A 19161-nucleotide genomic window follows, 5' to 3' on the forward strand; every position below is an offset into this window, starting at 1 on the left:
TGTAAAGTTAAGTCGCCTGCCTTTGATGCTGCGGACAGTGCGGACTGCACGTCGCATGGACGTCGGATGGCGGGTTCGGGGCATGGCCGGCGCTAGCGGTGCAGTGTATATCGTACAATTTCTTACAACCAATAGTTGCTATCGATTCGAGCTTGAATTATACGGTTTTTTACTTTCTTCAAAGCTACTTTACGCTGGCAACAGCGATCCTGACAGCATTTCTTGATTTGCTTGTTGCTACAGCGCAAATGATGACGGAGAGAACTAGAAATTTCCCTGGCAACCATGGTTGCTTTGAAAAGGCTATGAAAAGCAGGACACCGCGCCGGCGCCGGCGAACGGCATATAATGGCCATGCCGGCGCCGCTGGCGGGCATACGGGGCAAAATGGCGACGGCAGGGGCTGGAATGTAGTAAAATTTCTTGCAATTGCCTGTTCTACGTAGTAAATTTACACCACCGATTATAGTAGCGACAGACTGGCACTTCCGGTCGGCTTCCTCCCCGCTCCGGCCCTTTTACTTTTGCGACGACACTCACTTATGGCACTTACCGATTTTGACCTGGTCCTGTTTGGCGGCAGCGGCGATTTAGCAATGCGCAAATTGTTGCCTGCAATGTATGCGCGCGACGTCGCGAACGATTTGCCGCCGACGGCGCGCATCATCTGCGTGGGCCGCCAGGATAGCGGCCAGGATGCCTTCCTGAAAATGGTGGAAAGCAACTCGCGTCCCCACATCAAGGCCAGCACCCTGAATGCCGCCACCTGGAGCAAATTCTGCGCGCGCATCGTGTATGTGTCGCTCAACGCCAGCGATGCGGCCACGTACGCGCCGCTGGTCGAAGCGCTGCGCGGCGATGCCGACCTGACGCGCGTGTATTACCTGGCGACGCCGCCGCATCTGTTCGCTCTCATCTGCGACAACCTGGAAGACAACGGCCTGGTGACGCCGAATTCGCGCGTGGTGCTGGAAAAGCCGCTGGGCCGCGACCTGGCCAGCGCCAAGCAGATCAATGCCGAAGTGGGCAAGGTTTTCCAGGAATCGCAGATCTACCGTATCGACCATTACCTGGGCAAGGAAACCGTGCAGAACTTGCTGGCCCTGCGCTTCGGCAATATCCTGTTCGAACCGCTGTGGCGCCGCGAATGGATTTCCGACGTGCAGATCACCATCGCCGAGAAACTGGGCGTGGGCAACCGCATGGGTTACTACGACACCTCGGGCGCGCTGCGCGACATGCTGCAAAACCACTTGCTGCAACTGCTGTGCATCGTCGCCATGGAACCGCCGACCTCGATCGCGCCGGACGCCGTGCGCGATGAAAAGCTGCAAGTGCTGCGCTCGCTGAAAAAATTCACGCCCACCACCCTGGCGCAGAACATCGTGCGCGGCCAGTACCGCGCCGGCCACGTCGACGGCGCCACCGTGCCGAGCTACCGCGACGAGCCGGATGCGCCGGAACATTCGCGCACCGAAACATTCGTTGCGCTGAAGGCGGAAATCGATACCTGGCGCTGGGCCGGCGTGCCGTTCTACCTGCGCACGGGCAAGCGCATGGCCGACAGCCTGGCCGAGATCGTCGTGCGCTTCAAGCAGATCCCGCACTCGATCTTCAACCAGCCCACGTCGAGCTTCCAGCCGAACTGCCTGGTGATCCGTTTGCAGCCGGACGAAGGCTTGCGCATGAACCTGATGGCGAAAACCCCGGGCGACGGCATGCGCTTGAAACCGGCGGAACTGGAACTCGATTTCCGCGAATCGTTCAAGACCCCGCGCATGGACGCCTACGAGCGTTTGCTGCTCGACGTCCTGCGCGGCCAGCTGACCCTGTTCATGCGCGGCGACGAACTGGAAGCGGCCTGGGAATGGGTCGAGCCGATTCTCGACAACTGGGAACAGAACGACAGCGCGCCGATTCCGTACACGGCCGGCACTTGGGGCCCCGCAGCCGCCAGCGCCCTGATCGGCCGCGATGGCTTGCAGTGGCGTGAAGAGGCGCTTCCTGAAGACTAGTTTGGAAGCGCAAGGAGTCTGGCCTTGCAAGGCCAGACCGTTACGCAGGCGTGGAGCGGTGCTCCACGAAACTCCTGCTTCACCCCTGCCTGAAGACTAGTTTGGAAGCGCAAGGAGTCTGGCCTTGCAAGGCCAGACCGTTACGCAGGCGTGGAGCAGTGCTCCACGAAACCCCTGCTCCACCCCTGCCAGAAGATAGAAGACTAATTTAATGCTGCTTGACTCCATCCGCACCCAGCTCGATTCGCTCTCCAAGTCGGAGAAAAAGGTCGCGCTGGCCGTGCTTGACCAGCCCAACCAGACGGTCAGCCAGAACATCACGGCGCTGGCGAAAAGCGCGCAGGTGTCGGAACCGACCGTGGTGCGCTTTTGCCGCACCCTGGGCTATGACGGCTGGCATGAATTCAAGCTGAAGCTGGCGCAGGGCCTGGCCCTGGCCATGCCGGGCGCAAACGAACAGCCGGCGCAGGACGACCTGGCGGCCGACCTGGTAAATAAAATCTGCAGCCGTTCGATCAACACCCTGCTCGACCTGCGCAACAACCTGAACCCGGAAGCGATCCAGCGCGCGCTCGACATCCTGTCGCGCGCCAGCAAGATCGAATTCTATGGCCAGGGCACGTCGGGCATCGTGGCGGCCGACGCGCAGCACAAGTTCTTCCGCTCGGGCGTGCCGACGGTGGCCTACAGCGACCCGAACATCCACAGCATCGCGGCGGCCCTGCTGCGCGGCGGCGACTGCCTGGTGGCCATCTCGCAGCGCGGCAACAGCCCCGCCCTGGTCCGCTCCGTGAAACTGGCGCGCCGCGGCGGCGCCGACGTCGTCGTGCTGGCCCCATCGGGCACGCCGCTGGCCGACCTGGCGACCGTGCTGATCCCGATCGACCTGGTCTTCAATACCGACCCCTACACACCGATTTCCGCCCGCCTGGCCTACCTAGTGGTGATCGACGTGCTGGCCGTGGGCCTGGCCCTGCAACGGGGCCCGGAGTTCCGCAAGAAGATGCAGAATGCACAGAAGGCGCTGCAGGAATTCGACATGCAGTTCGATTCCTTCATCGGCTGATTCCATGCCGGCGCCAGCCGGTTGCCCATCCGTCATTCCCTGTGACGCTTGCGGGGAATGCCATAGAAGGGATTTTCAATTTCTTGCCTGCAAAACTGCCCCCGGCGAAGGCGGTGTCACTTAGGGAAATTTGTCAAACTCCGCCGGGCCGCACGGGTAGCTCAATGACTTAGCCTGACTTACGCCGTCTTCGCTTGCTCCACTGCATCGGCAGATCTGTGATGGGCCACCGCGATACCGCGCTGTTCCTTGTGCAAAACAGGTAGCATGCCCGCATACTGAGCGCCCGACGGCTTGAAGGTATCCGATCCCATGTAAATTGACCGGAAACGCAAGTAGCCACCTCCCAGGAGTCTGTTCTCGCGTCCGCCCTTGTCCGGCTCGATCGCATCCATTTCATTTTCAGTGCCTTTGACAGCTTTGTATCGCAGCAATTGCTCCTTTTCCTTATTGCTCAAGCTATAGGGATTGGGTTTCCCAGGGTCGGCATTCGGTCCGTTCTCCCAGTCACGGGCTCGCTCTTCCTGAGCCACAAGCAATTCCAGCGCGTACCACAAGTCGGGAATGTCTTTCCCCAACGGCTTGAACCACGCGCGCGAGTCATGCACGAATTGTTCAAAAAAATTGTTTACTTCCGCGGGTGGTACTGGCTTGTCCCAAAATTCGGCGATAGCTTCCCATTCAGGATTACGGGGCCGCCCTCTACTGCTGGTCGTGCGCTGATTGGCGCGCCATTTTTCAAAGCTCGCAACCTCTTCTTCAAGCTCCTTGTCCGCCATAGTGAGATCAGTAAAATCGAATTTCCCGCTTTTATAGCTTGTTGCCAGATTCTTGACATTCGGTAAATCTCCCATCTTGCCTAGCATTTTCTTGCGCCACTGTATGTACAGCATGTGCTGGAATTCCATGACCCTATGTAGCCGCAATGATGGCTCGGCGCCTTGCTGCGCATGGCAAAAGCCGATATACGCATTGAAAGTGGCTATTGTGCGCGGATCGATGCGAAAGGCCCGCTTCGTCGCTTCACTGGCCTCTTCCAGCTTCAGCGGCACCCCGGCCAGGCGGGCAGCCCGATACATCGTGGCCAACGTAATGCGCGACATCAAGTCGCCTCCGCTGGGATCTGTGCCGCGCCCTTGTTCTCGCGGCAAATAGCCGCCCCCGATATCCGAATGAACGCCAGGAAAAACAATTTCCGTGCAATTAGGGGGAATATTGCCCAGGTGAGCAACGGAGTCCAAGGGAAAAGACCGGCGTACTTCATGCGCCGACACCAGATGCAGGCACTTGCTTGGCCCCGGTGATGTGGGTATTCTGAGCGACACTTCGGCGTCGGCCCAGCCGCCATGTCCATCCACCATCCTGTTCGGGAGGGGCACTGAAGCCGCCAAGCCAACCGAAGCGACGGTATCGAACAGGCCCATAAAGTCGAAGATCACCTCGATAGTGCCAATACTTAACTGGCGAGCCTTGACGCCCTTGCTAGCGGTCAGTTGCGCATCGAGCTTGCATAACCAGATGAACCAGTTGGCAAACGAGCGCGCTTCGGCCGCGCCACGCGAGAAACCGAACATCGACACGAAGATATTGAGCACCTTGCCTTTATTGACGCTTTTCGCCGGCGCATCGGTTGGCACAAATGGCCGCAAATTGCTGTGCAACTTTTGCAGAGCCTGCGTGAAAGCGTTCACCAGCGCCTCTGAAGGCTGCACTTTGCTGGGCAAACTGAGCGTATTGAAGTCCTTTTTAAAGGACTTATCGTCCACCAGAGGAGCATCGGTATAATATCTGTGCACATTATTGAGTGCTTCCACCAATGCCCAGATGATGCGATTTTCTCCCTTGTAGGCAAAGGCCAGGCCACGCGCACGGTCGCTGGTGAGAGCGCTAAATCCCTCTCCCGTATCACCAACCTCGTCGAAACGTGTTCCCACTCCGGGAACGTAGGTACGAAAGTAACTCTTGTGGTATTTTGCATCCAAGTCCGGCCACGCCTCGCTGCCATGCGTATCTTTATCACCTGGAAAAGCATGATACAGGCGCGCCACATTACTATGCGAATGAAAAGCCAGATCCCGTTTCATATTGTTATTGGTGCCATCGAAGAAGAAACCGAAAAATAGATTCGCATCGCATGATGGGGGGAATCCCGGGGTGGGGCATTCCCTTTTCCTGACTAAATCACCTAATATTTTTAGTTCTGTCTCATCATCAAAAAATTTAGCTGAATCTGCTGGTTCATTTTTCTCAGCAGAATAAATAGTGGCCAAAAATGCAGTCATGGATGCATTCCCTCAAGGCTCTGGATGAGTTTCTTCTTATACTCAATTACATCCTTTAATTCATCAACTTCAGCAGCCGTCATCTTATGACTATTACGCTCCAATCCTTTTTCCATTGTATCTAACCATTTTTTTTCCAATTCTATTTTTGCCTTACGACGCTCGTCCCGATACTCCTTCGTTGGCACCGGATACCCCTTGATTTTCCCCGGCCACTCCGGCCGGCTCGGTCCGTAATGCGACGCCACAGCTCCCACGCTGCCATCTTCATAGACGATCAGCCAGATATCACCGCCCTTCCCATCCTGATAAGGCGGAATGCTGACCGTCTCGCGATGAAAGGTCGGGTCCGGGGACAACTGATAGACCACCACCACCTTCAAATCCGCATGCCACTTTTCAGGCACGCTGAAACAGCATATCGATCCGCCCTGCCCATATGGACGGATCGAATCGCCACCGCCGCCGCTGTTGGTATTGCCCGGATTTTCAACCGCAATATAATTGACCTCGCGCGAAGAATAATTCAACGCCTGAATACTCGCGGCCATGGCGACGCCGGGTAAACATGCGGCCAGCAAGACACCTCGCCACAGCCACTGCCTGAACAAGATAATCATGACTTTGTCTCCACTGATAAGGTCGGCACATCGACAGAGGATTGCTCTGCCATCCATCGTTCAAACAATGAATCTGGCGTTTGTGCCCGGGCAGGTTCTGCGAGCCAGGACGCAAGTTGCGGCCGCGCTTGCAGACCTGGGTTTTCGAGGCCAAATATGCATACGTCCAATCGATCTGGCGGTGTTTCGAGCCGCGCATGATCGGCACAACCCAGCCAATATTCGACCAGGGCATGGGCCTGTTCTGCAGCATGGGGCTCTAACAAGCGAGGGCTGGTCGCGCGCACCTGGAACAGGATACCGTCGCCTTCCGCTGCGCGCATCAGTTGAGCGCATTGCTGCTCGCTTAACGATATGTCAACTGCCGCCGGAAGCGCTTCTGCAGGCAAGATCAAATCATCCCAGTCACCTTTGCGCGTGACATACTGCCAATGGTGTGCCGGCCCGCAAAACTGGCCCAGCTGCTGCGCCGTCAAGGTCTTGAAAAGTTGCGGCAAAATGCGGGTATCGGCAAACGACAATGCCACCGTATAGTCTGCCGCATCGACGATGCACCATGGCGCCAAACGGGCTGCCAGTTGTTGCAACGGCTCCGGCGTGACAATCAGGCTGAGCGCCGGATGACCATTGGCTTTCTCAAGCAGCCGTTCCCAAGTAAAGCGACCTGCATCGTAAAACTCAACCAGCAGCGGAGAAACTGTCAACGTTTCTTCATCAGCACATGGCGTACCTGCAAACAACGCCTCATATCGCAGGTGCCGGGCACGCTTAAGCAATGGATAACACGACTCGTCAAAAACGCCATCGATCAGCGCATAAATATACGCCTCGGGAAACTGACGTCGAAACGCCTGCAATCGCGTGTGCAATGACACCTTCCAGTCAGAGGGAAACATATTGATACCCACTTAGTCATGCTCCTCTAACGTTGTTTTGGCTATTCACTCTTCCACCATGGAAAAAGGAGAACCTGATTCGGCGGCGTTAAGCCTGCATCGTTTGCATATGGAACGAGAAAATCTGGGCAATGGATAAGCCAGCCGTGTCGGCCCGACAAAACTCTTCTTGCCTGCAAACACGGTGATCTTGCCAGGACACTGGATGGTGATATTCCCGCCCTCGATGGTGATGTTGGCCCCGCCCGCCGTCGACAGGCGGATGCTTTTCGCCGCCGCCCAGTCGACATGCGCGTTGGCGCTGATGACATTGACCTCGTCGCGCGCCTGGAGCCGCAAGGTATCGCCTTGCGCCTGTGCGTCGATGATGCCCTGGGCGGCGATCAGCTGCACCCCGGCATCCCCCTCCCCGGCCTTGACGGCGCCGCCCAACATGCCGATGGCCTGGCCCGTGTGCAGGCGCCACTGGCCGCCGCTGCTCCATTGCGTGTCTTGCCCGCTCATCAGGACGACGCTCTCGCCATTGGCCAGTTGCAAGTCCTGCCCGGCGATCAGGCCCAGGTCAGCCTTGGCGGCAATCGCGATCAGCGAGTCCTTGGTGTGCGGCAATTGTTCGTGCATGCCCGCCACGCTGGCCTGCATGGCTTTCAGGGGCGCCGCCTGCTCGTCGAGTTCGCTGGCATTCGGTGCGGTGACGCCCACATGGCTGGCGTAGGCGACCGTTTCATGCGTCTTGGCGGCAGCGCTGAAGGTATCGCCCAGCATCACTGCCTGCTTCAATAGCGCGATGCCGCCGGCATTGTCGCCGGCCGGATCGCGTTGCGCAGCCTCGTGCTTGAGCACATAACTGGTGATCAGCAAGCCCGCCCTGGCGCGCACTGCGCCATATGCATCGGTGCGCAATTCGGCGCCGGCGCCGCGCAGGCTGCCACGGTAATTGTCGGCACCGTGGATCAGATGCCCCAGGCTCAGTTCGCTGGCCGCATGGCTGCTTTTCAGCTGGATGCGTCCCTGCTGGTCGCTGTCGTCGAACAGCAACTGGTTGTAACCGGCCATGCCGCCCGCCTTGCCGAACTCCTTGCTGCGGATGCCCCATTGCGCGCTGGCATTCCGATGCGCCGCGCTGGCGCCTGCGGCGCCATGCCACAAGGGACTGTTGCCGCCCGCCAGATTGCCCTGGCCGGCTACCGCGTGATCGTGTGCCGGCTGGAAAACGCCAGCGTCGTTTTGATCGCGCGCAATACCGCCCGGCGTGGCTGCGGTGCCGCCCTCGCCCTGCCCGTTGTACAGCGCGCCGATGATGACGGGCCGGTCGATATCGTTTTCCAGGAATTGCACCAGCACTTCCTGGCCGATGCGCGGCAGGAACTGGCTGCCCATGCCGCCGCCGGCCGCGCGCTGCGCCACGCGCACCCAGCAAGTCGCGCCCGTTTCCTGTTGCCAGTGGAAGCGGATACGCACCCGGCCCAGCCTGTCGCAGTAAATTTCATCGGCGCCGCTGGCCGCGTCATTGCCATCGGCGCCGACGACGATGGCGCTCTGGCTGCCCAGGGCGGTCGGCGTGGCGTGCTGGCGCGCATCGTTACTGTCATGCACCGGACGCCACGGCGTGCTTGCGGTGATCATCTCGATGCAGTTGGCGTAACCGCTGGTTTGCGCCTGGGCGATCGCGGCAGCGACATCGGAAAATCCTGCGCCCCACTCCGCCACGGTTTCTTCCAGCAATTCCGGTATCGGGCCGAACAGTTCCGCCAATCCCTCCAGGGCCGGCGCCGGCAGGTTGTTGACGCCGATGCTGGCCACGCGCAGCACGACATACTCGGGCGCCGCCCCATCGGCTGGCTGCAACGGTCCCTGCGTCAGGGTAAAACGCGTGCCGGCGCGCAGGGTGCGCACGGTCGAACGCGCCTGCCACAGCTGGGCGCGCGCTTCATGGGCTTGCATCTGCAACTGCGCGTAGCGCTGCGCCTGGGCGGCGCTGGCATACCAGTACTGGCCCGGTGTGTCGTAGCTTTCCAGCACCGGCGCGTTCTTGCCGCCAAGCGCGATGTTGGCCGGCACGCTGGCGGTCACGGCCTTTTTCGCCTTGTAGTCATAGCTGAGCACGCTGCTCAGGCCCACCTGCAGGCTGCGCCGCGCGCTCAAGGCTTGCACGCTGTCTCCCGGCTCGCCGACGCGCGCGCCATGAAAGCGCAGCCCGCCCGCCTGCGCGCTGCTGGCGTCCTCGGGCGTGGCGCAGGGCTGGCTACTATCGGCAAACAGGACCAGTGTGTGCGCCTCGAAGCGCCAGGCGATGCCCTCTTCCGTCAGCAGGCGGCGCACGAAATCGAAATCGGATTCGCGGTACTGGCAGCAATAGTTGCGTTCGCCTGCATCCTGCATGAAAGATGCGACCTCGTCGCTCCAGCGCCACAGCGCATATGGCGCATACGCCTGCAATACCTCGTCGACGATGGCCGTCACGCTCCGATCTTGCCAGACGCGGCTGTTACGCACCTGCGTCAGCAGAAACAACCAAGGCGTGATGCGCAGCCGGTAGCGCGCCAGGCCGCCATTGCTGCCCAGCATGGCCGCTTCGCTGATGTAGCCGGAAAACTGCGTGCGCGTGCCGTCCGCCAGGCTGATATGCAGGCTGGCCGGCTGGCCCAGCAGGGACGCCAGCGCAACATGGGCGCTGGTGGACAAGGCAATGATGTCGCGCGCGCCGACCTCCTGCAGCCCTTCGTCGGCGGCAAAGGCTTCGACCAGCAAGCTGCTGTCCTGGCCATCGTCACCGATAGCCAATGCATACAGGCGGGCCGCGCCGTTGAAGGCGGCCACTGCGCTAACGATATCTTGTGTCAAAAGATGCTCTTCATCTGGAGTGTGGCATCGCACATTGCTTATCAGAACAGTGTGCAAAATAAACAAGTCCAGGCAATTATGCGCGAGTTCTCAAAAAAGCAAGATTCAATTGAGCAAGTAGCGCACGGGGAGGACAATAGTCGATGCTTGATGCAACGGATTCGGTACAATACTCCGGCAAGCCCATTCACTCTTTCCCGTGCAGCCATGAACCAACTCGAACAACTGAAGCAATTTACTACCGTGGTGGCCGACACCGGCGACTTCCAATCGATCCAGGCTTACACGCCGCGCGATGCGACGACGAATCCGTCGCTGATCCTGAAGGCCGTGCAAAAGGATGAATACAAGCCGCTGCTGGAAAAGGCCGTGCGCGACCATCCGAACGCCTCCACAGCCGAAATCATCGACCGCCTGCTGATCGCGTTTGGCGTGGAAATCCTGCAAACCATCCCCGGCCGCGTCTCCACCGAAGTCGATGCGCGCCTGTCGTTCGACACGGAAGGTACCGTCGCCAAGGGCCGCGACCTGATCGCCCTGTATTCGAACGCCGGCATTCCACGCGAGCGCGTGCTGATCAAGATCGCTTCCACCTGGGAAGGCATCCGCGCCGCCGCCATCCTGGAAAAGGAAGGCATCCGCTGCAACATGACCCTGCTGTTCTCGCTGGCCCAGGCCATCGCCTGCGCCGAAGCGGGCGCGCAGCTCATTTCTCCGTTCGTCGGCCGCATCTACGACTGGTACAAGAAATCGACGGGTATCGACTACATGGGCGCGGAAGATCCGGGCGTGCAATCGGTCCGCCGCATCTACAACTACTACCGCAAGTTCGGCTACAAGACGGAGGTGATGGGCGCGAGCTTCCGCAACACGTCGCAAATCCTCGAACTGGCCGGCTGCGACCTGCTCACCATCAGCCCCGACCTGCTGCAAAAGCTGGCCGACAGCGATGCGCCGGTGGAGCGCAAGCTGAGCGCCGAAGCGGCGCCATCGACCAACATCGTGCAAATGTCGCTGAACGAGGAAGCCTTCCGCTTCATGATGAATGAAGACGCGATGGCGACGGAAAAACTGGCAGAAGGCATCCGCGCCTTCTGCGTCGATTCCGGCAAGCTGAAACAGATGATCTCGGCACTGCGCTAAGAGCCTATCCCGGTAGGGAGCGTCTTCTGCTGGCAGCACATCAGGAGCGCGGACAAGGCGTGAGGAGGACGCGTGGCGAGCCACGCGACGACGATCAACGCAGTCCCCGCTTCTGAGGCGCGCCAGCGGGGGATGTATTCATCTACCGGGATAGGCTCTAGGCACGACGTGCATAAAAAAAAGCGGCGCCCGTGCAATGCACGGCGCCGCTTTTTTCATGCCCGCGTGATCAGGAACAGCGGAAGGTGGCCACGCCCTGGTAATTGGCGCCATTCGCCATGACCACCTTGTAGCCTCCCGTGACGAGATAGGTTCCCGTGCCGCCGTCACCCAGCGCCAGCAGCATGCCCGAGCTGCCGCCCAGGAAGCCACCGCTGATGACCGTCATGTCCGGCGTATTGATCGTGCCGGTGCCGCTGGCCTTGCCGGTGCTGCCGCCAGCCGTGGCATCGACCGTCATGGCCAGTGCGGCGCCCGCCGCGCCGAAGGACAAGGTGGCGCTGCCGCTGGCCGTGCCGAAATAGCCATCCTGCTGCACGCTGCTGCCGCCCGTATAGCTGGGTGCCGTGAACTTGCCCGCATCGCATTGGAAGGCGCCGGTGAAGGGCAAGGCCGCCACCGTGTTGTAGACGCTGTAATGGGCGCTGGCATTGTTGCCGCTCATGACAGTGCTGCCGCTGCTGCGCGTGATGGTGCCGGTGAACCAGCGCCCCTGCGCAAATGCCGCGTCGCCGCTGATGTCGCGCGTGATGGCGGGTGTGCCGCTGAAGCTGGCGCCCGATATCTCGCTCAGGGCGCCGGAACTGTCTTGCGCCACGCTGCCCAAGGTACCGTAGGCCTGATTGGCAACGGCCAGCAGCAGGTAGCGCGGGCTCAGTCCCTTCGCAAACGGCGCGCTGACGCTGCCCGTGTCGCTGCCGGCGGGCAGCGGGGTGACCGGCGTCACCGGGGCGGCTGGATTGACTGGCTGGGCCGGATTCACGGCAACCTGGGCATCGGAGGAGGAAGAGCCGCCGCCGCAGGCACTGAGGGTGGCAGCCAGCAAGACTGGCAGAACAAGGAAGGAAGCGCAGATTGGTTTTTTCATGTATCTCTTATCAGTCAAAAAAAGGCAAGGACGGCACGCTTGCAAAGCATCTTTAGTTTTCAAATAATATTGCTTTTTCCTCTCAACTGTCGCACGCCTGCCACCCTCCTTTGGCGCGGCATGACGCTACAATAGGCAATCGCCACCAGCCGCCACGCGCATGTCCTTCCCCCTGCCTGCTTCGTCCGCCATCACCATCCGCCTGGGCCGCCGCGCCCGGGCGCGCATCGCCGACAACGGCTTGCGCGCGCTTGACGTCGCCATCGTCCCTGCTGCCGCAGGCGGGCCAAAAGGCTTGATCCTGCACCAGCTCGATTGCTGGCTGTTCGGCGACTTCCTGGCCCAGGCGCCGCGCCCGCGCCATTTCGTCGGCGCCTCGATCGGCGCCTGGCGCATGGCCGCCGCCGTGTTCCCCGACCCGGTGGCCGCGCAGCGCCGCCTGGTGCGCGAATACGTGGGCCAGCGCTATCCCGACAAGCCCGATGCGGCGCACGTCAGCCGCACCTGCCGCGCCCTGCTCGACGCGGTCCTCGATGGCCAGGATGCGCAGCTGCTGCGGCACGAGCGCCATAGCCTGTCGGTGCTGGCCGTGCGCGGCATCGGCGCGCTGGCGCAGCCGGGCAAATGGCGCGACCGGCGCGGCTTCCTGCTGGCCGCCGCCGGCAATGCCGTGGCGCGGGCGCACCTGGCCGCCTCGCTGGAACGCGCGGTGTTCCATGCGGGGCCGGACGGCGCCAGCTGGCTGCGCTCGCGCTTCGACGCCTTTCATTCGCATTTCGTGCCCCTGGCGCAAGAGAACCTGCGCGACGCACTGCTGGCCTCCGGCTCCATCCCGCTGGTGCTCGACGCCGTGACGGACATCGCCGGCGCGCCGCCCGGGCGCTACTGGGACGGCGGCCTGGTCGACTACCATCTGCACCTGCCCTACCAGCGCGAACCGGACCTGGTGCTGTACCCGCATTTTGCCGACCATATCGTGCCGGGCTGGCTGGACAAGGCCATGCCCTGGCGCCGCGCGCGCAGCGGCGATAGCGCACTCGACAACATGATCCTCGTCTCGCCCTCGCCCGCCTTCGTGGCCAGCTTGCCGAATGGCAAACTGCCGGACCGGCGCGACTTCCCCCATTACGGGCAGGACCACGCGGCGCGCATGCGCGACTGGCGCCGCGCCATCGCGGAAAGCGAGCGCATGGCGGCCGCCTTCGCCCGCTGGGCCGAGCAGCCGGACCTGCGCCAGGCGCTCGACCTATAGCAAGGGCGAGACTGCAACACGCGCAAAGACAAGCGCGCTTTTCCCTCGCCTATTGGTCACTTATCAGTGCATACTATGTCGCACAGGCAACCTTCAATCCCTCTGCGACAGGAGTTTCAACCATGCACGCCCTCTCCCACCTTCGTATCGGCACGCGCCTGGCTGCAGGCTTCGCGCTGGTGCTGCTGCTGTCCGTGATCTCCACCTCGTACGCGCTGTACAGCGCCCATGTGAATGCCGAAGCGACGCGGCAAATGATGGAAAAACCGCTGGCCAAGGAACGCCTGGTATCGGACTGGTACGTGCTGATCTACTCGGCCATCGCGCGTACCTCGATGATCGCCAAAAGCACGGATGAAACCTTGTCGAGCGTGTTTGCCGACACCATCGCCGACAGCACGAAACAGGGCAGCGAACTGCTGAAGAAGATCGAGACGCTGCTCGACAGCGATGAAGAAAAAGCCATCTTCAAGTCGTCCATCGCCGAACGCGTCAAGTACCAGGATGCCAAGACCCTGGTAATGAATGCGCGCAAGGCCGGCAACGCGGCGCAGGCGGAAAGCGCCTACCGCGACAGCTTCGCGCCGGCCGCAGCCAAGTACCAGAACAACGTCAAGGCCCTGCTGTCGCAGCAGCGCCAGGCCATCGACGCCACGGCGCAAGCGATCGAGGAAGCCAACGGGCGCAGCTTCACCCTGCTGCTGACCTTGTGCGCACTGGTGGTGGCGCTGGGCAGCGTCTGTGCCTGGCTGATCACGCGCTCGATCACGCAGCCATTGAAGGCCGCCGTGAAGGTGGCTGAAACGGTGGCCGACGGCGACTTGCGCACGCATTTCGGCACGCCCGCCAGCGATGAAATCGGCGACCTGATGCGCGCGCTGCACGGCATGAACGAAGCGCTGCGCAAGGTGGTGTCGGAAGTGCAGACGGGCACCAATGCAATTGCCACGGCCTCCGGCGAAATCGCCGCCGGCAACCAGGATCTGTCTGCGCGCACGGAGCAGCAAGCCAGTTCGCTGGAAGAGACGGCGTCGTCGATGGAAGAACTGACCAGCACCGTCAAGCAGAATGCGGACAATGCTCGCCAGGCCAACCAGATGGCGGTGGCCGCTTCCGGCGTGGCCGAACGGGGCGGCAGCATCGTCAGCCAGGTGGTCGACACCATGGGCGCCATCGATACGGCATCGACGAAAATCGTCGACATCATCGGCGTCATCGACGGCATCGCCTTCCAGACGAATATCCTGGCCTTGAACGCAGCCGTCGAAGCGGCGCGCGCCGGCGAGCAGGGGCGCGGCTTTGCCGTCGTCGCCACGGAAGTGCGCAGCCTGGCGCAACGCTCGGCCGCGGCGGCGCGCGAAATCAAGACCCTGATCGGCGACTCGGTGGAACAGGTCAACAATGGCACGCGGCTGGTACATCAGGCCGGCAGCACCATGAACGAAGTGGTCGACAGCGTACGCCGCGTCACCGACATCATGGCCGAGATCACTGCCGCCAGCGCCGAGCAGAGCATGGGCATCGACCAGGTCAACCAGGCCATCGCGCAGATGGACCAGGTGACGCAGCAAAATGCGGCCCTGGTGGAGGAAGCGGCGGCAGCGGCCGAAAGCATGCAGGACCAGGCCGCGCGCCTGGCGCAGGTGGCGGCCGGCTTCCAGCTCGAACACATGGCGACAAAGGCGCCGGTACGCAGCGCGCGGCCGGCGCCCACCCAGCTGGCCAAGCCGGCGGCCAGGAGCGCCGCCGCCAGGCAGCCAGCCATCGCGGCCAGGAGCGCGCCTGCTGCGCGCAAGCCCCAGGCGCAGGTGGCTGGCGAGCAGGATTGGGAAGAGTTTTAAGACTGGCAACAGGGCCAGTCAAAAGGGTTTGACAGCGCCGTGGCGCGCGAGGATACTTGTTTCAGGTGGCAGGGCGCACCACCGGCAGCAATACGTGTTGCGCCTGACATCGTTCTGCGGGAGCACGAACATGAAATGTATCCGCCGCGTCAGCGCACAACTGCGCCTGGGCCTCCTGTCCCCCTTGCTGCTGTGTGCAGCCCTTGCCGGCTGCGCCACGGCACCCGCCACCCCGCCTCCGCCCAACCTTTTCAACGATGCCAGCTTTGCCGCGCCGGCCGTGCCGGTCGACCCGCGGCAGGCGTTTGCCATGAGCGACGCCATGCGGCAGTATGTGCGCGTCGATATCGCGCGCGAGGGGCGCAGCAAGAATCCCCGCCGCGCGCTGGCCGATGCCTTGCGCAACAGGGCCGGGCTGCAGCTTGAATATGATGCCGCCATGACGCGCACGGCGGCACAGGCGTTCGATGCGCGCAGCGGCAATTGCCTGTCGCTGGTGCTGATGACGGCCGCGCTGGCCAAGGAAATGGGACTCAATGTGCACTACCAGCTGGTTCTGGGAGAAGAGAGCTGGAGCCGCAGCGGCGGCATGTATTTCGTCGCCGGCCACGTCAACCTCGCGCTGGAACGCCGTGCCGCCGGCAATACCGTCGGCTACGAGGCCGACGCCATCATGCTCATCGACTTCCTGCCTGGCGAAGACCTTGCCGGCCAGCGCACGCTGCAAATCAGCGAGGCGACCATCCTGGCCATGTACCTCAACAATCGCGCCGCCGAAACCATGGCCAGCGGCGAGCTCGATCAAGCCTACTGGTATGCGCGCGCCGCCATCCTGCAAGACCCCACGTTTGCGGGCGCTTTCAATACGCTGGGCATCATCCAGCTGCGCCACGGCGACACAGAACCGGCGCGGCGCACGCTCGCTTACGCACTGGAACGCTCGCCATCGAATACCGTGCTGCTGTCGAACCTGGCGCAGGCACTCGACGGCCTGGGACGAACGAACGAAGCGCAGCTGCTACGGAGAAAATTGCTGGCCCTGCAGCCGGAACCTCCGTTCCACTTCTTCAACCTGGGCCAGCGCGCCATGGAGGCCGCCGACTACCAGGAAGCGGCGCGTCTGTTCAAGCGCGAGATCGCGCGCGATCCCTACTACCATGAATTCCACTTCTGGCTGGCGCAGGCATATGCGCGCATGGGACAACTCTCGCAGGCGGGCCGGCAGCTGGAACTGGCGATGGACAACAGCACCACGCGCAGCGAGCACGGGCTGTACGCGGCGAAGCTGCAGCGCCTGCGCGCCGCCACCGCGCATTAGGCCGCGTCAGTCTTCCAGGAACATCTGCTGCAGATCGTTCAGGAAGCACAACCCCAGTTCCGTCGGGCGGATGACCTGGTGGTCGCGGTACAGCAAGCCTTTCGCTTCGGCCGCGTTCAGCGGCTGCTCGATGGCGTTGATGGCCAGGCCCGTGCGCTCGGCGAACAGGTTCGGTGTAAAGCCCTGCGTCAGGCGCAGGGTATTGAGCATGAACTCGAAACCCATCTCCTCGCGCGCCAGTTCGCGCTCTTCCTGCACCGGCTTACCGGCCAGTACCGCGTCCATGTAGGCGCGCGGCTGCTTGTAGCGGGCCTGGCGCAGCACGCGGTGCGGGAACGAGATCTTCGAGTGGGCGCCCGCGCCGATGCCCAGGTAGTCGCCGAATTCCCAGTAATTGCGGTTGTGCTTAGCCTGGCGGCCCGGCTGCGCATAGGCCGACACTTCATAGCGGCCGTAACCGGCCTGCGCGGCGCGCGCGGCCACCATGTCGGCGATGTCGGCGCTCTCGTCGTCGTCCGGCAGCACGGGCGGATACTTGGCGAACAGCGTATTGGGTTCGAGCGTCAGGTGGTACAGCGACAGGTGCGGCGGCGCGAACGACAGCGCCGTTTCCAGGTCCTGCTGCGCCTCGGCCAGGGTTTGCGTGGGCAGCGCGTACATCAGGTCGAGGTTGAAATTGTCGAAATTGGCGTGCGCGATCTCCACCGCGCGGCGCGCCTCGTTGTCGTCGTGGATACGCCCCAGCGCCTGCAGGTGGCGGCCATTGAAGCTCTGGATGCCGATCGACAGGCGGTTGATGCCGCTGGCCCGGTAGGACTTGAATTTTTCCGCTTCAAAGGTACCCGGATTGGCTTCCATGGTGATTTCGCAGTCGGGCTCCAATGGCAGCAAGGTGCGCACGTCCGACATCAGCCGGTCCAGGCCCGCCGCCGACATCAGGCTGGGCGTGCCGCCGCCGATGAAGATGGTGTGGATCTTGCGGCCCCAGATCAGCGGCAGCGCCATTTCCAGGTCCAGCCGCAGGGCCGCCAGGTATTCCCCTTCCGGCAAGTCGCCGCGCACCTCGTGCGAATTGAAATCGCAGTACGGGCATTTTTTCACGCACCACGGGAAATGGATGTACAGCGACAGCGGCGGCAGTGCCGTCAGGTTCAGCGCGCCCGGCTGCAGGTATTTCAGGGCCGCCCCGGCCGCGCCGGAAATGCCTTCCTGCGGCGCGGGCGAGGCTCCGGGTTTCGCTGCGGATTTGGCAACGGCGCCCACCAGTTTGATCGGGATCATCGCAGCTTTTCCACCAGCGCGCGCAGGGCCTGGCCACGGTGCGACAGCGCGTTCTTTTCATCGGATGTCAATTCGGCCGCGCACTTGCCCAGCGCGGGGAGGAAGAAATGCGGATCGTAGCCGAAGCCGCCGTTGCCGCGCGGCGTAGCAATCATCTCGCCATTCCAGCGGCCGTCGGCGATCACCGGCTGCGGGTCGTCCGCATGGCGCACATACACCAGCACGCAGTAGTAGTACGCGGACTTGTCGGCATGCGATTCCAGGTCGGCGATCAGCTTCGCGCTGTTGGCCGCATCCGATTTCGGCTCGCCCGCATAGCGGGCCGAATACACGCCCGGCGCGCCACCGAGCGCATTGACGCACACGCCCGAATCGTCGGCCAGCGCCGGCAAGCCCGTCAGGCGCGACGCGTGGCGCGCCTTTTGCAGAGCGTTTTCAACGAAGGTGTGGAATGGTTCGTCGCTTTCCGGCACGGCGTACTCGCCCTGGGCGTGGACGGAAAAACCGATGGTCGAGAGCAGCTCGTTGAATTCCTTGAGCTTGCCGGCGTTGTTGGAGGCGAGGATGAGGCGTTGGGTCATGTCAGTAGTCCGGTTGAAGTGCCGACATTGTAAACCTTTTGCGCGCCCCTCACCCTGGCCTGCCGCTGCCGCAAAAAGCGGCAGCTGTGGGCTTTTTGCCCGGCGCGGCGGGCCAGAGGATGTAAATCTATGTAAAGATCAGATCCCCAATGCCTGCTTCTGCAGGGCGATCAGGTCGGCGATGCCGCCCTGCGCCAGGTCCAGCAAGCGGTTCATGCCGGCGCGGTCGAACGCGGCGCCTTCGGCCGTGCCCTGCACTTCGATGAAGTGGCCCGCTTCCGTCATGACCACGTTCATGTCCGTGTCGCAGCCCGAGTCTTCCACGTAGTCCAGGTCCAGCACCGGCATGCCCTGGTAGACGCCGACCGAGATGGCGGCCACAAAGCTTTTCACGGGAATGGCGGCAATCGCGCCGCGTGCCTGCAACTGGGAAAACGCGTCATACGCGGCCACCATGGCGCCCGTGATCGAGGCCGTGCGGGTGCCGCCATCGGCCTGGATGACGTCGCAATCGAGGTGCAGGGTGCGCTCGCCGAACGCCTGCAAATCGAAGGCGGCGCGCAGCGAGCGGCCGATCAGGCGCTGGATTTCCTGCGTGCGGCCGGACTGCTTGCCGCGCGCCGCTTCGCGGTCCATGCGCGTGTGCGTCGAGCGTGGCAGCATGCCGTACTCGGCCGTCAACCAGCCCTGGCCCTTGCCTTTCAGGAAACCCGGCACCTTGTCTTCGATGCTGGCGGTGCAGATGACCTTGGTGTCGCCGCACTCGATCAGCACCGAGCCTTCGGCATGCTTGGTGTACTGGCGGGTGATGCGGATGGCGCGCAGCGCGTCGACGGCGCGGCCGCTCGGGCGGGATTCAAATGTCATGGGATGTCCTGTGTGATTGGGGTTGCGGCAGCGATTTTACCACCGCGCGCCCGTCTATTTGCAGTCAT

The 19161-nt window shown here is 62.3% G+C and carries 14 protein-coding genes; 6 read left to right on the forward strand and 8 right to left on the reverse strand.

Annotation, left to right across the window (positions count from 1 at the left end):
• Window positions 1-542: 542 nt before the first annotated feature.
• Window positions 543-2015 (forward strand): glucose-6-phosphate dehydrogenase, encoded by a 1473-nt coding sequence (zwf, locus tag CSQ92_RS14540; RefSeq protein WP_070260463.1) that lies wholly within the window; start codon window positions 543-545, stop codon window positions 2013-2015.
• A 211-nt stretch (window positions 2016-2226) separates the two neighbouring features.
• On the forward strand, window positions 2227-3081 hold the full coding sequence (locus CSQ92_RS14545; RefSeq protein WP_034750862.1) for an SIS domain-containing protein: 855 nt from the start codon (window positions 2227-2229) through the stop codon (window positions 3079-3081).
• Between the two features lie 179 nt (window positions 3082-3260).
• On the opposite strand, the gene CSQ92_RS14550 is transcribed toward CSQ92_RS14545, so the two are convergent.
• From CSQ92_RS14550 to CSQ92_RS14565, 4 genes are read right to left on the reverse strand one after another with little or no spacing between them, the layout of a single operon-like run.
• Window positions 3261-5363, reverse strand: a complete 2103-nt coding sequence (locus tag CSQ92_RS14550) for a T6SS phospholipase effector Tle1-like catalytic domain-containing protein (protein ID WP_099394429.1) — start codon at window positions 5361-5363, stop codon at window positions 3261-3263.
• Window positions 5360-5983 (reverse strand): DUF3304 domain-containing protein, encoded by a 624-nt coding sequence (locus tag CSQ92_RS14555; RefSeq protein ID WP_180277012.1) that lies wholly within the window; start codon window positions 5981-5983, stop codon window positions 5360-5362. Before CSQ92_RS14555 ends, CSQ92_RS14550 begins: the two co-directional genes overlap by 4 nt.
• Complete coding sequence (locus CSQ92_RS14560) at window positions 5980-6891, reverse strand: DUF4123 domain-containing protein (protein WP_143450365.1); 912 nt, start codon at window positions 6889-6891, stop codon at window positions 5980-5982. The genes CSQ92_RS14555 and CSQ92_RS14560 overlap by 4 nt, the downstream gene beginning before the upstream one ends.
• A 33-nt stretch (window positions 6892-6924) precedes the next feature.
• Window positions 6925-9723, reverse strand: coding sequence for a type VI secretion system Vgr family protein (locus CSQ92_RS14565; protein ID WP_257219216.1), 2799 nt, complete (start codon window positions 9721-9723; stop codon window positions 6925-6927).
• A 207-nt stretch (window positions 9724-9930) separates the two neighbouring features.
• Here CSQ92_RS14565 and tal point away from each other — a divergent pair, with 207 nt between their 5' ends.
• Window positions 9931-10866, forward strand: a complete 936-nt coding sequence (gene tal, locus CSQ92_RS14570) for a transaldolase (RefSeq protein ID WP_034787048.1) — start codon at window positions 9931-9933, stop codon at window positions 10864-10866.
• Window positions 10867-11095: 229 nt separating this feature from the next.
• Here tal and CSQ92_RS14575 read toward each other — a convergent pair whose 3' ends face one another.
• On the reverse strand, window positions 11096-11953 hold the full coding sequence (locus CSQ92_RS14575) for a hypothetical protein (protein ID WP_143450366.1): 858 nt from the start codon (window positions 11951-11953) through the stop codon (window positions 11096-11098).
• A gap of 160 nt (window positions 11954-12113) precedes the next feature.
• Here CSQ92_RS14575 and CSQ92_RS14580 point away from each other — a divergent pair, with 160 nt between their 5' ends.
• From CSQ92_RS14580 to CSQ92_RS14590, 3 genes are all read left to right on the forward strand, one after another.
• Window positions 12114-13205, forward strand: a complete 1092-nt coding sequence (locus CSQ92_RS14580) for a patatin-like phospholipase family protein (protein WP_099394434.1) — start codon at window positions 12114-12116, stop codon at window positions 13203-13205.
• Window positions 13206-13327: 122 nt separating this feature from the next.
• Window positions 13328-15046, forward strand: a complete 1719-nt coding sequence (locus tag CSQ92_RS14585; protein ID WP_099394435.1) for a methyl-accepting chemotaxis protein — start codon at window positions 13328-13330, stop codon at window positions 15044-15046.
• A gap of 130 nt (window positions 15047-15176) precedes the next feature.
• Window positions 15177-16364 carry a tetratricopeptide repeat protein gene (locus CSQ92_RS14590; protein WP_099394436.1) on the forward strand — a complete coding sequence of 396 codons (1188 nt, stop codon included), beginning with the start codon at window positions 15177-15179 and terminating at the stop codon, window positions 16362-16364.
• A 6-nt stretch (window positions 16365-16370) separates the two neighbouring features.
• On the opposite strand, the gene hemW is transcribed toward CSQ92_RS14590, so the two are convergent.
• The 3 genes from hemW to rph all read right to left on the reverse strand — a co-directional run bounded on the left by hemW (window position 16371) and on the right by rph (window position 19093).
• Window positions 16371-17645, reverse strand: a complete 1275-nt coding sequence (gene hemW, locus CSQ92_RS14595; RefSeq protein WP_099394437.1) for a radical SAM family heme chaperone HemW — start codon at window positions 17643-17645, stop codon at window positions 16371-16373.
• Entirely contained in the window at window positions 17642-18226 is a 585-nt protein-coding gene (gene rdgB / locus CSQ92_RS14600; protein WP_099394438.1) for an RdgB/HAM1 family non-canonical purine NTP pyrophosphatase, read from the reverse strand. The genes hemW and rdgB overlap by 4 nt, the downstream gene beginning before the upstream one ends.
• Before the next feature lie 138 nt (window positions 18227-18364).
• Window positions 18365-19093, reverse strand: coding sequence for a ribonuclease PH (gene rph / locus CSQ92_RS14605; protein ID WP_034787067.1), 729 nt, complete (start codon window positions 19091-19093; stop codon window positions 18365-18367).
• Window positions 19094-19161 lie beyond the last annotated feature (68 nt).

Source organism: Janthinobacterium sp. BJB446 (assembly GCF_002735655.1).
GTDB lineage: Bacteria > Pseudomonadota > Gammaproteobacteria > Burkholderiales > Burkholderiaceae_D > Janthinobacterium > Janthinobacterium lividum.

Coding starts and splice junctions, on each gene's coding strand:
- CSQ92_RS14550 (WP_099394429.1), bottom strand. CDS start 5,363: ATGACTGCATTTTTGGCCACTATTTATTCTGCTGAGAAAAATGAACCA.
- CSQ92_RS14585 (WP_099394435.1), top strand. CDS start 13,328: ATGCACGCCCTCTCCCACCTTCGTATCGGCACGCGCCTGGCTGCAGGC.
- zwf (WP_070260463.1), top strand. CDS start 543: ATGGCACTTACCGATTTTGACCTGGTCCTGTTTGGCGGCAGCGGCGAT.
- CSQ92_RS14590 (WP_099394436.1), top strand. CDS start 15,177: ATGAAATGTATCCGCCGCGTCAGCGCACAACTGCGCCTGGGCCTCCTG.
- tal (WP_034787048.1), top strand. CDS start 9,931: ATGAACCAACTCGAACAACTGAAGCAATTTACTACCGTGGTGGCCGAC.
- CSQ92_RS14545 (WP_034750862.1), top strand. CDS start 2,227: ATGCTGCTTGACTCCATCCGCACCCAGCTCGATTCGCTCTCCAAGTCG.
- rdgB (WP_099394438.1), bottom strand. CDS start 18,226: ATGACCCAACGCCTCATCCTCGCCTCCAACAACGCCGGCAAGCTCAAG.
- CSQ92_RS14555 (WP_180277012.1), bottom strand. CDS start 5,983: ATGATTATCTTGTTCAGGCAGTGGCTGTGGCGAGGTGTCTTGCTGGCC.
- rph (WP_034787067.1), bottom strand. CDS start 19,093: ATGACATTTGAATCCCGCCCGAGCGGCCGCGCCGTCGACGCGCTGCGC.
- CSQ92_RS14575 (WP_143450366.1), bottom strand. CDS start 11,953: ATGAAAAAACCAATCTGCGCTTCCTTCCTTGTTCTGCCAGTCTTGCTG.
- CSQ92_RS14580 (WP_099394434.1), top strand. CDS start 12,114: ATGTCCTTCCCCCTGCCTGCTTCGTCCGCCATCACCATCCGCCTGGGC.
- hemW (WP_099394437.1), bottom strand. CDS start 17,645: ATGATCCCGATCAAACTGGTGGGCGCCGTTGCCAAATCCGCAGCGAAA.